The sequence below is a fragment of the Oscillibacter sp. 1-3 genome, assembly GCF_000403435.2.
Classification (GTDB): domain Bacteria; phylum Bacillota; class Clostridia; order Oscillospirales; family Oscillospiraceae; genus Oscillibacter.
This window is the reverse complement of record NZ_KE159710.1, coordinates 235,439-248,395: the sequence shown is the minus strand read 5'-3', so window position 1 is coordinate 248,395 and position 12,957 is coordinate 235,439. Positions and strand designations below refer to the sequence as shown.

The window sequence follows — 12,957 nt, the reverse complement described above, 5'->3', positions numbered from 1 at the left end:
AGAAATTTCTGCCGAAGATCTGCGCAGGCTGATTGAATCAGAGCTTCCACAACAAGGAGGAAGTGTCTTGGCTAATAGAATCAAAGACACCGATTACCTGGTCATCTCCGCCCGTATCAAGGCCATGGAGAGCACCCTGCTGACCCGGGAGCGGATGGAACAGCTCTTGGACGCCCGCAGCGGCGAGGAGGTCCAGAAGATCCTCCAGGACTGCGGCTATCCGGAGCTGGACGCCGCGGACCCGGAGGCCATGGACGCGGCTCTTGCCGCCGCCCGGGAGGCCACGCTCTCCGATCTGGCCGACGGTGCGCCGGACCCCAGGTATATCGACGTTTTCAAGCTGAAATACGACTATCACAACGTGAAGGCCATCTTGAAGGCGGAGGCCATGGATACCGATCCCGGCCATATGCTGATGGATATGGGCCGCGTGCCCGCCGCGGAACTGCGGGAGGCCATGCGCTCCGGGGAACTGGACAATCTGCCGCCCTTCCTGGCGTCCGCCGTGACGGAGGCTAAAGAGGTTTTGCAGACCACCCGGGACCCCCAGCTGTGCGATATTGTGCTGGACCGCTGGTCCTACAAAGATATGGACGCCGTGGCGGAGGCCACCGGCAGCGCCTTTCTCCACGGCTATGTGCAGGTGCAGATCGACGCCGCCAACCTGCGGACTCTGGTCCGCACTCTGCGGATGGGCAAGAACGAGGAGTTTTTGCGTGGCGTCCTCTTCGAGGGCGGTGAGATCGCTCCGGATGCGGTCCTGGCGGTCAGCGCCGCCAGAGGCGGCGGTTTGGCGGAGCTGTACGCGCCCACCCGCTTCCAGGCGACTGCAGAGAGCGGCGCCCGGGCGCTCCAGGGCGGTCCTCTGACGGAGTTCGAAAAGCTGTGCGACGACGTGGTGGGGGACTACCTTGCCGGCGCGCTGTTTGTGCCCTTCGGCGAGGCCCCGCTGGTGGGGTATCTGGCGGCCCGGGAGACGGAGTACACCAACCTGCGCATTCTCCTGATGGGGCGCGGCGCGGGCATTGACCCGGACGTCATCCGTTCCCGCCTGCGGGCGAGCTATGTGTAAGGCGGTGTAAGTTATGGCTGTTGCATATCAAATCGCCGTCATCGGCGACTGGGAGTCCGTTATGGGCTTCCGGGCCTTGGGGCTGGACACCTATCCCGTCACGTCTGTGGACGAGGCCAGGGAAAAGGTGCGGGAACTGGCGAAGACCAGCTGCGCGGTGATCTATCTCACGGAGCAGCTGGCAAAGGACATGGAGGATGTGCTGGCCCGGTACAAGGACGGGCTGCGTCCCGCCATCATCCTGATCCCCGGCCGGGAAGGTTCCCTGGGCATTGGCAAAAATAACATCCAGCGGGCCATTGAGCGGGCTGTGGGGGCGGACATCCTTTGATCCTCTAAGGAGGGGACTGCGTCCCCCTCAGACGCTTCGGCGGGCGCTGCCCGCCTCTCCGCTGAACCCCCAGTGAGATCCGCTCACTGCTGTGTGCGCCCCAGGGGGCGCACGGGCCGGAATATTTTCGTCAGGTACACGCTCTGACGAAAATGATTGAAAAATTTTTCTTCGCCGCAGGCGGAGAAACCAAGGGAAAACAGGCTTTTCCCCTGGACCCTTTTCCGGGCGTGCCTTGGCGGGAAAGGGCATCCTTCCGGCGAATTTATCCTGAAAGAAGGTTTTAGAATTTGAGCGGAAAAGTTGTTAAAGTTTCTGGACCGCTGGTAGTCGCCACGGGACTTTCGGACGCCAATATGTCCGACGTGGTCCGCGTGGGTCCCCAGCGTCTGATCGGCGAAATCCTGACCATGAAGGGCGACACCGCCTCCATTCAGGTCTACGAGGAGACCTCCGGCCTGGGCCCCGGCGCCGACGTCATCACCACCGGCGCGCCCATGAGCGTGGAGCTTGGCCCCGGCATGATCGAGGGCATCTACGACGGTATCCAGCGCCCGCTGGAGAAGATCGTGGAGAAGGTGGGCGCCAACATCTCCCGCGGCGTGGAGGTTCCCGCCGTGGACCGGGAGAAGAAGTGGGAGTTCACCGCCACCGCCAAGGCGGGGGACAAGGTCACCGGCGGTGACATCATCGGCACCGTGCCCGAGACTCCCGTGGTGCTCCACAAGATCATGGTGCCCCCCAATATGAAGGGCACCATCAAGAACATCAAGAGCGGGTCCTTCAACGTGACGGAGACCATTGCCACTCTGACCACCGAGGACGGGAAGGACGTTCCCCTGACCATGATCCAAAAGTGGCCCGTCCGTGTGGGCCGTCCCTATGAGAAGAAGTATTCCCCGGAGCGGCCCTTGTGCTCCGGCCAGCGGATCATTGATACCATGTTCCCCATTGCCAAGGGCGGCACCGCCGCGGTCCCCGGCCCCTTCGGTTCCGGCAAGACCGTGGTGCAGCACCAGTTGGCAAAGTGGTCCGATGTGGACATTGTGATCTACATCGGCTGCGGTGAGCGCGGCAACGAGATGACCGACGTTCTGCGGGAGTTCCCTGAGCTGAAAGACCCCCGCACCGGCGAGTCGTTGATGAAGCGGACGGTGCTGATTGCCAACACCTCCGATATGCCCGTGGCGGCCCGTGAGGCCTCCGTCTACACCGGCATCACCATCGCCGAGTATTTCCGCGATATGGGCTACGACGTGGCCGTCATCGCTGACTCCACCTCCCGCTGGGCCGAGGCCCTGCGTGAGATGTCTGGCCGTCTGGAGGAGATGCCCGGCGAGGAGGGCTATCCTGCCTACCTGGCATCCCGTCTGGCCCAGTTCTACGAGCGGGCCGGCTCTGTGGAGTGCCTCGGCAGCGACGAGCGGCGGGGCAGCCTGACTGCCGTGGGCGCTGTGTCGCCTCCCGGCGGCGACCTGTCCGAGCCTGTCTCCCAGTCCACCATGCGCATCGTCAAGGTGTTCTGGGCACTGGATTCTTCTCTTGCCTATAAGCGCCACTTCCCGGCGATTAACTGGCTGACCTCCTACTCCCTGTATCTGGACACCTTGAAGCCCTGGTTTGACGAGAATTTCGGGCCGGAGTTTATGCAGGACCGGAGCAAGGCCATGAGCATCCTCCAGAATGAGGCCAGCCTGAACGAGATCGTTCAGCTGGTTGGTAAGGACGCCCTGTCTCCCGCCGACCAGCTGACGCTGGAGGTGGCCCGCATGGTCCGTGAGGACTTCCTGCAGCAAAACGCCTTCACCGACATCGACGGCTTCTCCAGCTATGACCGGCAGCAGAAGCTCCTGGCTATGGTGCTGCGCTACGAGGATCTGTGCCGCGCTGCCATCGCCAAGGGAGCTCCCGTTTCCAAGCTCTTCGACATCCCGGCCCGGGAGCAGATCGGCCGCGCCAAGAGCGTTCCGGCGGAGGAGTACGTCCAGGTCTATGAGCAGATCGAGAAGGACATGGCGGCGCAGATCGACGCCGTGGCCGCTCAGGGAGGTGAGAACTGATGATCCGTGAATACAGAACCGTAGAGGAAATTGTCAGTCCTCTGATGATGGTCCGCATGGTGGAGAACGTCACCTACAACGAGCTGGTTGAGGTGGAGCTCCATGACGGCAGCACCCGCCGCGGGCAGGTGCTGGAGGTCAACGGCGACACCGCCGTGGTGCAGCTGTTCGAGTCCGCCGCCGGCATCAACCTGGCGGACGCCAAGGTTCGCTTCCTGGGCCATCCCCTGCAGCTGGGCGTGTCCGGCGATATGCTGGGCCGTGTGTTCAACGGCATGGGCCGTCCCATCGACGGCGGCCCGGAGATCCTTGCCGAGGAGTACCGGGACATCGACGGCCTGCCCATGAACCCCGCCGCCCGTGACTATCCCAACGAGTTCATCCAGACCGGCGTCTCTACGATTGACGGTCTGAATACCCTGGTCCGCGGGCAGAAGCTGCCCATCTTCTCCGGCTCCGGTCTGCCTCACGCCAACCTGGCGGCCCAGATTGCCCGCCAGGCCAAGGTGCTGGGCGACGAGGCGGCCAACTTCGCCGTGGTGTTCGCCGCTATCGGCATCACCTTCGAGGAGTCTGAGTTCTTCGTCAACGAGTTCAAGCGCACCGGAGCCATCGACCGTACCGTGCTGTTCTCCAACTTGGCCAACGACCCCGCTGTTGAACGTATTGCCACTCCCCGTATGGCCCTGACTGCCGCGGAGTATCTGGCCTTTGAGAAGGATATGCACGTGCTGGTCATCATGACCGACATCACCAACTACGCTGAGGCTCTCCGTGAGGTCTCCGCCGCCAAGAAGGAGGTTCCGGGCCGCCGCGGCTTCCCGGGCTACCTGTACACCAACCTGGCTACGCTGTACGAGCGCGCCGGCCGTCAGCTAGGCAAGAAGGGCTCCATCACCATGATTCCCATCCTGACCATGCCCGAGGACGACAAGACCCACCCCATCCCCGACCTGACCGGTTATATCACTGAAGGTCAGATCATTCTGAGCCGTGCGCTGTACCGACAGGGCATCCACCCGCCGGTGGACGTGCTGCCCTCCCTGTCCCGTTTGAAGGACAAGGGCGTTGGCGAGGGCAAGACCCGGGAAGACCACGCCAGCACCATGAACCAGCTCTTTGCCGCCTACTCCACCGGTAAGGACAACAAGGAGTTGATGTCCATTCTGGGCGAGGCGGCCCTGACGCCCACGGACCTGCTGTACGCCAAGTTCGCCGACGAGTTTGAAAAGCGGTACGTGAACCAGGGCTACGAGGAGAACCGCTCCATTGAGGAGACACTGGACCTGGGCTGGGAGCTTTTGAGCATCCTGCCCAAGAGCGAGCTGAAACGTATCAAACCGGAGCTGATCGAGAAGTACTGGCCGAAGAAAGACGAGCAGTAAGGAGGGGTGAGCCATGGCGAATATCACGGTAAGCCCCACCCGAATGGAGCTCACCCGCCTGAAAGGCAAGCTGCGCACCGCCCAGCGGGGCCACAAGCTGCTGAAAGACAAGCGGGATGAGCTGATGAAGCAGTTCCTGGATACGGTCCGGGAGGTCCGGGCCCTCCGGGCCGAGGTGGAGGAGGAGCTGATGACGGTGCACAAGTCCTTCACCGTCGCCTCCGCCCTCATGAGCTCCGAGGCCTTAGAGCAGGCTCTGGTCTATCCAAAGCAGAGCGTGGAGCTGACCATGACCTTCCAGAACATCATGTCCGTCAACGTGCCTGTCTACGACTTCCAGACCCAGACCCGGTCTGATTCCGACATCTATCCCTACGGTTTCGCGGCCACCTCCGGCGAGCTGGACACCGCTGTGGACGCCCTGGGGAGAGTGTTTCGGAAGATGCTAAAGCTGGCGGAGATCGAGAAGTCCGCCCAGCTGATGGCGGAGGAGATCGAGAAGACCCGCCGCCGGGTCAATGCGTTGGAGTATGTGATGATCCCCAATACCCAGGAGGCTATCCGATATATCAACATGAAGCTGGACGAGAACGACCGCGCCACTACCATCCGGCTTATGAAGGTCAAGGACATGATTTTGAAGGAATCCCTGGAAGAGAAGCGGGCTGAAACCGCTAGAGCCATAAGGACTTTCGGGGATTCGAGTGAGGCGCCGTCAGAGGTTTAAGGGGTAGCTGTACCGCTTATTTACCGCTTCTAGGATGGGCCTAAAAAGTGAAAGATGGTACTGCTTGGGAGGAATCCCGGGCAGTACCTCTTTTTTTGTCAGCAAGGTTGAAAACTGGATACTGTTAGGAAATCAGTGTTAGTGCCTACCAAAAAGCTGTGTTAGGAATAGAAAGTAGATTTTAATTTATAATTGAAGTCTAAAAAATTTAAGGAGGCATTATCAATGAAGTTCAACAGGTTAATTATTTGCATGATGGTGATTGCGAGGTACATGGTGAAGTTGCAAAGTGCTGAAAAGAATCCAGCATATATGTGCCCAGACTTGCCGGGTATAGTCTTCATGCAGTACACCGAGAAAGGGGAAACATATTTCACTATTGTGAGTGAGACGGACTATAAAAAAATAAAAACTGAATATTGGTTGGGAACTAACAATTACGTTAGTACCTGCCGTGATGGCAAGACAGTCTACTTACACAGGGAGCTGTGTCCAGGATTGCAAGTAGGACAATTTGCTCACCACAAGGGAAGTAAGTTCAATCATCTGCCCGGAATGTTGGAGGCGGTGACACCCGCCGACCACGACCAACACCGTACATACTGCGGTGATTTGATGATTGATGCTGACGATGGCAGGAATTTGATTTTGTCTGTCATATAAAGCATTAGAAAAGAAAAGATACTGCCCGGGATGGATCCCGGGCAGTATCTTTTTTGTGCCAGCAGTTACCACATTACCAAAAATTCGGAGGGTATTCTTTTGTTTTTGCTCTAAAATGAAGTTTAAATATCAAATGAGACGCACCGAAAGAGTGCGCCGAAAACAGAAACGGAGCTTTCGAGACACTTCCAGAGGGAGAGAAGGGGGAGGGTTTGGGACGCTCTGAATGGTATAGCTTTCCGGGCGCAACACTTTCGGGACAGTTTCGGTGTTTGGTTTCATTTGAAAATCTAGTTGAAAGGAGCAAGTACAATGAAAGTCGGATATGTGAGGATATCGACCAAGGAGCAGAACACGGCAAGACAGGATTTGCTCATGCAGGAATTAGGGGTAGAACGGGTGTTCACCGATAAGGTCAGCGGAAAGAATCAGGAAAGGCCAGAACTGCGCAAGATGATGGATTTTGTGCGGGAGGGTGACAGTCTGACTGTAGAGAGTATTTCACGCTTTGCTAGAAATACGAGGGACTTGCTTGACCTAACCGCAACACTGGACGCAAAAGGTGTGCAGTTCATAAGCAGGAAAGAAAACATTGATACCAGCACAGCGGCAGGAAAATTCATACTGGCGGTCTTTGGCGCTTTGGCTGAACTCGAACGGGATAATATATTGGAGCGTCAAGCCGAGGGAATCGCCATAGCCAAGGCAGAGGGCCGCATGACTGGCAGACCCAAGAAAGCGGTTGATACTTTCGAGGGTGTTTATCTCAACGTGAAGGAGGGGAGGCTGTCAGCCAGCGCAGGAGCGAAACAGTTGGGAATTTCACGCTCGACATGGTATCGAAAAGTGCGTGAATATGAGGATGACCCGTTTGTTGATTTGTAAGGAAACATAGTGAAAAAAGCTGGTAGCAGTACAGCTACCAGCTTTTTTTGTCTTTCTGGATCCTTTGTGATGAAAAAGTAAGGAAGGCAAATTTGCTCTCTACAATCAAAAAAATGTCAGATACATGGGGCTTTTTTGATGGTATACACGGTAAAATTTTTAGGGGAGCATTGGAGTCAAAATGACATGATTTTCAAAATCGGAAAATTTTTTAGGTTGCTGGTGCGTGGATAAGCAAAGGTAACATTAGAGGTTAAAAAAATATCTTTAGATACTGGAATGACTTGTGTCCCCAAATGGCAAAGGTAAGCGAAAGCCTGCAATTCGACGTAAAACGTATAATAAATTGCTAACAAGTAGTTTTGTGATATGAGTGGGGGCAACAGTAGGCCACCGTTTAGGAAAGATATACGGAAACTTAGCTATGGATATTTTAACTCCTAGAGAACTTTAATGGGAATAGAGGGCTTGACGAAAAGTAGGCCCTGCGGTAGAATAAAAGATACAAGAATAACGAATTGCAGGCACCTGGGGACGGGATTGCGGCCCGCCCCCAGGCTGTACGGGTACACGCACTACCCAGCACAGCAGAGTTACTCTGCACCCAGCATTATTATACCTGTCCAAATCAGATTTAGCAATAGGGCGGGAAAAATAGCTGTGTTTGCTTTGATGAAAAATCAGGCAGTGTGATGGGTTTACACAAATCCGTCGCACTGCTTTTGTTGTTCTTGGCAGGGAAAGCATAGACTGTCCCTGACCGCCAGTCAGGGCGGTTTATGCGGAACCTGTTAAGAATACAGTTTGGAGGAAAGGAACATGAAAACAAGATCTTTAGCAGTTGCTCTTTCCCTTGCGTTTATGCTAGGGATGGCGGGTTGCGGAAGCCAGCAAGCCCAGCAGGAGCCGCAGGAGCCGGATCAAGGGAAAGTCCAACAGAGCGAGCCCACCAGCACTGCGCCCCCAGTTGAATCAATGGAGGTAAAAAATGAAAACGACACCACTAAACCTTTAACAGAGTTGGAGGACATAGAACCAGAAGAAGCGGACGGGGCTGGTATATTAGAAGGTGCTGGAAATGCAGAAAGTGACTTAGAGGAAGTAGACCCCTTCACAGAGGTCAACGAGACAGTCTATGCCACAGGAACGGTGAATTTACGCAGTGGTCCGAGTACAGCGCATGACAAAGTGGGTTCCCTCAACAAAAGTGACAGCGTAACCCGTGTAGGCATTGGAACAGCAGACGCAGAAGGTTGGAGCCGAATCCAATTAAGTGATGGCAGTACAGTTTATGTGAGCAACAAATACTTAAGCACCACAAAGCCCGTAGTTCAGCAACAGCAGACCAGCAACCCCAGTGTCGGACAGCAGTCAAAACCGAGTGAAAGTACACAACAGCAGCAAACACAGCAAACGCAAACCGAAACACAACCATCTGATACTGAAAAGCCTAGCATTAGACAACAGTTAAAGGACCTAGAATCCCAAGGTCTAGTTACATCTGGAGGCAACAACACCTATTCGGATGCAGACAGAGAAATACTAGGCAAGCTACTAAACGGTGGCTAATAATATCACAAACAACATGGATGCAGTCAATTGGCTTTGGCTGGTATGGATGCATGGGCAAATCAACATAATACAGGAGAGGCCCATCCCGAGTTAAGGCCTGGGGCCATTATAGACGAAAATGGAAACATCATAAATCCCAATACAGCAGTAGATGCAAGCGAGTCTACATACTATATCCAGTAAATGCAGTTGGTATATCCAACTGCATTTGATTTTTAATCATCAATCCTATCACTCCATTCAAATCTGTCAGCATTCCATAGATAAAGCATATCTTAAAGGAATCAGAAAATGCGTGGAGTTTGACAAATGTAAGTTTGTCGGATTCTACTTCATAGGACAATTTTTGAAATATGCTCAAAATTTCAAGGAGATTTAGATTTAAGATTCAGAGTGACTTTTTCAAAGATTTAGAAGGGTTGAGAAGGTGGAAATGGGTGATTTTCCAGAAGAGGAAGGCAAGAGAAAGAAAGATGAAACAGAACAGGGTTCGACATGATTTAGGCTAGTTGCGATTGTGTTTCAAATGTTGCAAATTGAAATTATGACAAATGTGGGAAGTATGAAAAGGCTGAAATGTTTACCAGAATAGAGCGGTTGGCGGCTACAACCTGTTTGACTTCTACAAACTCCACAATTTTAAGGATTCATTCCCGTATAGTATCGTGTCTTGCACGTCAATGAACCCAGCGTTAAGATGATTTTGTTGAAAGGGAAAAGAACTTTCAGAAAATCAAAATTGAAGGAGAATGAATTATTATGTGTAAGGCTACTGTTATCTTTGAGGAAAAGCTGGGTAAGCGGCGTGAGGGCTGGGCGGTTTATCTGAATCAGAGCCGGGACTTTACTTGGTACTCTGACAAACAAATCAAAGCCAAGATTGCGGCGGGTGAGCGGATCAACGGCGTGACTGTGACCGAGGCCGGGGAGGTTGTGATGGATGAAACCTTCACCACTGGCCTGTTGAGCAAGACCGGGCTTGCAACCTTCACGCCTATCAAGGAGGACGAGGACGGCGGCGTATCGAAGTATTTCGCAGTTACCAAGGTTATCAAGGGCGGCAAGGCTGGCGACCGTTACGAGTTGGTCAGCAATCGGTTCAAGCTGGAAGTGGTGGAGGCTGACAGGCTGAAGGCTCTGTTGTCCCTGATTCGTGTAGGGGGTGCCAGACTGGACGAGAAGGGCTGGGTGGTAATCCATGAGGGGGTGGAGGTAAGCGAGGCCACAGAGGGTTCCACGGGGGCCAGAGAGGGGGCGGTCTAAATGACCGTCTCCTTTGAATTTCTGGCAGGCTTCACTTGTTGCAGTATGGTGGCCTTTCTGTATCTGCTCCATGAACTGGCGGAGGTGGGAAAAGCGTTGGTATCAATGCTCCAAGAGTGTTTAGAGGAACTGCGGGACGACTGAAAATTCCAAAAATTCTAAAAATTCCAACTGTACCCGTCAGCTTGATTGAATCAGGCTGGCGGGTTTATTTAATATGTTCGATGTTGACTAACTTGATAATAGGATGCGGGACACCCACAGTTCCGGCGTCGGTTAGGGGATTATTAATAACAACCGTTTTTAGAAATTCTTATAAAAATAACATTACGGCTTTGATGTTGTTTGATATTCTATGATATTGCTAAAATTACAAATATTTCTAATGAAAATTTAACTGAGAATTAAAATGCAAAATAAGCTGTTGGCAATGGGGACAATGATTTATTATTTTTACTGGTTACTTTTAGAATGGACACTTATACATATTAAATAAAGAATTGGGTCTGAACGTGGAGAATAAAATCTTGTGTTGGAGGGGGTCAGTTGTTTATCATGTCACCATCCCGAAAGGAGGTGATACAGATGGATGAAAGCGGTCTACCTATTAATTTAACACCCCAGGACATTTCACGTGTGCTGGGGATTTCTCGTAACAAATGTTATGAGATTGTCCATAGTAAAGATTTTCCGAGTTTTAGAATTGGGAAGCAGTATCGGGTACGTAGAGATAAGTTCCTGGCTTGGCTCAGCCAAGTCGAGGAAGTAGTTTAAGGAGACAAATTATGGAAAACAATATTGATATGAACACAGGTGCATTTATACCAGAGGGACAGGCGAAGAATCTTGAATTAGTGACAACTGCGTTGGATGATTCAGAAACAACGCAGCCAACTATTACAAGGCTGATCACCCCCTTTGAAGCACTGGTTTCAGAGGACGCTCAAGCCGAAATTGGTTGCATCCCTGATGAGATGAAAAAGTATGAAGCCCAAGGGTTTTTTGAGCCAACTGTGGGGATGCTTCAGATTCTCAACAAGTTTAGTGGACGTTTGTTTGCATACGTCCAGGAGAATGAAAATGGTAAAAGGGATATCCGTTTTATCCAGCAGTACCAGGACGGGAGATATTCTCCTGAGTTCAGTATTAGTCAGAGTGATCTGCTGACTGTAGCTTTGGGAAGCATGGAAAGCAATTTGCAAGACTCCGAAACGAAAAGGGATTGCCGGAGATGCCTTAGGCGGATTCGGACGGATTATCTCAACAAGTGCTGTGGGAAGGAGATTCCCAATATTTTGGAGGTAATTACTTCTCTGGCGGAGGTTTTGAGTAAACTTCCAGTTGTGTCAGAGAGATCAGAAATGAGCCGTGCACAGCTGTACTCTGAGGTTTTGAAAGTCATAAACTTTTACTGTTCAGAAGTATCCAGGTACTACCGAAGAGGTGGATACTTTATATTGACCGAACAGGAGGTAGGAAGAATCGCTCGAGAAATGGAGATGAACGATAAAAAGCTACTGGAGCTTTTGAAAAAGAATCGTCTTCTTTACTTAACAGATTCATGCTGTGGGTATCAGGTCAAGGTTCCGACGCATAAAGACGAGAAAGGTAATGCTATTTTCGAGTGGTGCTACTGCCTACTCGACATGGAATACTTCTCGCAGAAGTTGGATCCTCAAAGGGCAAATGCCGTTGATAAGCTGACTTCACCTCTCCAAAACTGGGATGAGTGAAAAGTCTTGACAAGTGGGGCGGATGGCGTTATCATCTGCCCCACTCATTTAAGAAAGGGGCGTTAAGATATGGCGAAACGGGCAAATGGCGAGGGCAGTATCAGGAAACGCACAGACGGCAAATGGCTGGTGACTTTTCCAACGGGTCTGTATAAAGAAAATGGCAAGCGGGAATATGTTTACCGCTACGCCGATACGCAGGCGGAGGCGGCGGAGATTCTGCGCCAGCTTCAAGCGGAGAAGGGAATGGGGGTTAGTCAGAGCAAGGCGGCAATCAAGGCGGGGGAATGGATGAATACATGGATTGAAAAGCACAAGTCTCCAAAGCTGGCTCCTGCTACTTTGACGAGTTATCGCAATAATTTCAGAATCCATATCAGGCCATACATTGGGGAAATTGTATTGCGGGAGTTGAGTACATATCATATTCAAAGATGTTTGGACGCAATCGGGGGAAGCTGTTCGACTTTCGTGAAAAATTATAACATCATTCATGGCAGTTTGGAAAAGGCGGTTGAACTGGGGATGATGGTTCGGAATCCCTGTAAAGGCGTGACGTTTCCAAAGGATGATACGGAGCAAATGCGGGTACTGTCCAAGGAGGAACAGCAAAGGTTTATTGAGCAGTTGGAAGGTGAATACTATCGGCCCATGTTGCTCATGTATCTGTATTCAGGGTTGCGAATGGGGGAGGGAATCCCGCTGACGTGGGAGGACATTGACTTGGAGAAGCGGACGATCCGAGTGAATAAGAAGGCGATTGTCTGCCACGACTACACCAGTCATTCAGCGCCGCAGGTGGTTCAAGACTTCTGTAAAACGAAGTCCAGCAAGCGGAGGGTGATTATTACATCTGGTTTGGTCGGAGTGTTGAGAGAGCATAAAGCGGAAATGATGAAGCGGGTAGAGCAATCCGGGGAGAAATGGAGCGAAAGCCGTTTGGTGTTCCCGAACACACGGGGGAACATGGTACATAATCGAAATTTGCAGCATTTGCTTTGTAGAATCTTCGCCAAGGCTGGGATTGAGGGAGCGACCATGCACACGTTGCGTCACACTTACGCTACAAGATGTTTTGAGGCCGGGGTGGACATTAAAGCAATCAGTGAGCAGTTGGGACACGCAAATGTCAAGACCACTTATAATATTTACGTCCACCTTTTGGAGGATACGAAAGAGAAGGAGATTGACAAGCTGGAAGGTATCGACAGACTATTAGCATGAGAAAGAAGCCCTGGCAGCCTTGGGGGAGGGCTGCCGGGGTTT

Annotated in this window: 13 protein-coding genes; all 13 read left to right on the top strand. The window is 52.4% G+C overall.

Annotated features, from left to right (window positions below; translation table 11 throughout):
* Positions 1 to 67: 67 nt before the first annotated feature.
* Positions 68 to 1,072, top strand: a complete 1,005-nt coding sequence (locus C816_RS17075) for a V-type ATPase subunit (RefSeq protein WP_016323665.1) — start codon at positions 68 to 70, stop codon at positions 1,070 to 1,072.
* 13 nt (positions 1,073 to 1,085) lie between these two features.
* The gene (locus tag C816_RS17070; protein WP_016323664.1) at positions 1,086 to 1,403 is read left to right on the top strand and encodes a V-type ATP synthase subunit F; all 318 of its coding nucleotides are present in this window, start codon (positions 1,086 to 1,088) and stop codon (positions 1,401 to 1,403) included.
* A 290-nt stretch (positions 1,404 to 1,693) separates the two neighbouring features.
* The gene (locus tag C816_RS17065) at positions 1,694 to 3,463 is read left to right on the top strand and encodes a V-type ATP synthase subunit A (protein WP_016323663.1); all 1,770 of its coding nucleotides are present in this window, start codon (positions 1,694 to 1,696) and stop codon (positions 3,461 to 3,463) included.
* Positions 3,463 to 4,848, top strand: coding sequence for a V-type ATP synthase subunit B (locus C816_RS17060; protein ID WP_016323662.1), 1,386 nt, complete (start codon positions 3,463 to 3,465; stop codon positions 4,846 to 4,848). Before C816_RS17065 ends, C816_RS17060 begins: the two co-directional genes overlap by 1 nt.
* 13 nt (positions 4,849 to 4,861) lie before the next feature.
* On the top strand, positions 4,862 to 5,575 hold the full coding sequence (locus tag C816_RS17055) for a V-type ATP synthase subunit D (RefSeq protein ID WP_016323661.1): 714 nt from the start codon (positions 4,862 to 4,864) through the stop codon (positions 5,573 to 5,575).
* 225 nt (positions 5,576 to 5,800) lie between these two features.
* Positions 5,801 to 6,238, top strand: coding sequence for a hypothetical protein (locus C816_RS17050; RefSeq protein WP_016323660.1), 438 nt, complete (start codon positions 5,801 to 5,803; stop codon positions 6,236 to 6,238).
* A 312-nt stretch (positions 6,239 to 6,550) separates the two neighbouring features.
* The gene (locus tag C816_RS17045; protein WP_016323659.1) at positions 6,551 to 7,123 is read left to right on the top strand and encodes a recombinase family protein; all 573 of its coding nucleotides are present in this window, start codon (positions 6,551 to 6,553) and stop codon (positions 7,121 to 7,123) included.
* A gap of 819 nt (positions 7,124 to 7,942) precedes the next feature.
* Positions 7,943 to 8,692, top strand: a complete 750-nt coding sequence (locus C816_RS17040; protein ID WP_016323658.1) for an SH3 domain-containing protein — start codon at positions 7,943 to 7,945, stop codon at positions 8,690 to 8,692.
* 762 nt (positions 8,693 to 9,454) lie between these two features.
* Positions 9,455 to 9,958 carry a hypothetical protein gene (locus C816_RS17035; protein WP_016323657.1) on the top strand — a complete coding sequence of 168 codons (504 nt, stop codon included), beginning with the start codon at positions 9,455 to 9,457 and terminating at the stop codon, positions 9,956 to 9,958.
* On the top strand, positions 9,959 to 10,102 hold the full coding sequence (locus C816_RS23890; RefSeq protein ID WP_016323656.1) for a hypothetical protein: 144 nt from the start codon (positions 9,959 to 9,961) through the stop codon (positions 10,100 to 10,102).
* A gap of 441 nt (positions 10,103 to 10,543) precedes the next feature.
* Positions 10,544 to 10,732 carry a helix-turn-helix domain-containing protein gene (locus C816_RS17030; protein ID WP_016323655.1) on the top strand — a complete coding sequence of 63 codons (189 nt, stop codon included), beginning with the start codon at positions 10,544 to 10,546 and terminating at the stop codon, positions 10,730 to 10,732.
* 11 nt (positions 10,733 to 10,743) lie between these two features.
* A complete protein-coding gene (locus tag C816_RS17025; protein ID WP_016323654.1) occupies positions 10,744 to 11,691 on the top strand; it encodes a hypothetical protein in 948 nt (315 codons plus the stop codon).
* A gap of 69 nt (positions 11,692 to 11,760) precedes the next feature.
* Complete coding sequence (xerC, locus tag C816_RS17020) at positions 11,761 to 12,915, top strand: site-specific integrase (protein ID WP_016323653.1); 1,155 nt, start codon at positions 11,761 to 11,763, stop codon at positions 12,913 to 12,915.
* Positions 12,916 to 12,957: the final 42 nt, after the last annotated feature.

Bases quoted from the DNA above. Each gene is read 5' to 3' on its own strand.
- C816_RS17050 (WP_016323660.1), top strand. From the start codon at position 5,801: ATGAAGTTCAACAGGTTAATTATTTGCATGATGGTGATTGCGAGGTAC.
- C816_RS17055 (WP_016323661.1), top strand. From the start codon at position 4,862: ATGGCGAATATCACGGTAAGCCCCACCCGAATGGAGCTCACCCGCCTG.
- C816_RS17040 (WP_016323658.1), top strand. From the start codon at position 7,943: ATGAAAACAAGATCTTTAGCAGTTGCTCTTTCCCTTGCGTTTATGCTA.
- C816_RS17035 (WP_016323657.1), top strand. From the start codon at position 9,455: ATGTGTAAGGCTACTGTTATCTTTGAGGAAAAGCTGGGTAAGCGGCGT.
- xerC (WP_016323653.1), top strand. From the start codon at position 11,761: ATGGCGAAACGGGCAAATGGCGAGGGCAGTATCAGGAAACGCACAGAC.
- C816_RS17025 (WP_016323654.1), top strand. From the start codon at position 10,744: ATGGAAAACAATATTGATATGAACACAGGTGCATTTATACCAGAGGGA.
- C816_RS17060 (WP_016323662.1), top strand. From the start codon at position 3,463: ATGATCCGTGAATACAGAACCGTAGAGGAAATTGTCAGTCCTCTGATG.
- C816_RS17030 (WP_016323655.1), top strand. From the start codon at position 10,544: ATGGATGAAAGCGGTCTACCTATTAATTTAACACCCCAGGACATTTCA.
- C816_RS23890 (WP_016323656.1), top strand. From the start codon at position 9,959: ATGACCGTCTCCTTTGAATTTCTGGCAGGCTTCACTTGTTGCAGTATG.
- C816_RS17070 (WP_016323664.1), top strand. From the start codon at position 1,086: ATGGCTGTTGCATATCAAATCGCCGTCATCGGCGACTGGGAGTCCGTT.
- C816_RS17045 (WP_016323659.1), top strand. From the start codon at position 6,551: ATGAAAGTCGGATATGTGAGGATATCGACCAAGGAGCAGAACACGGCA.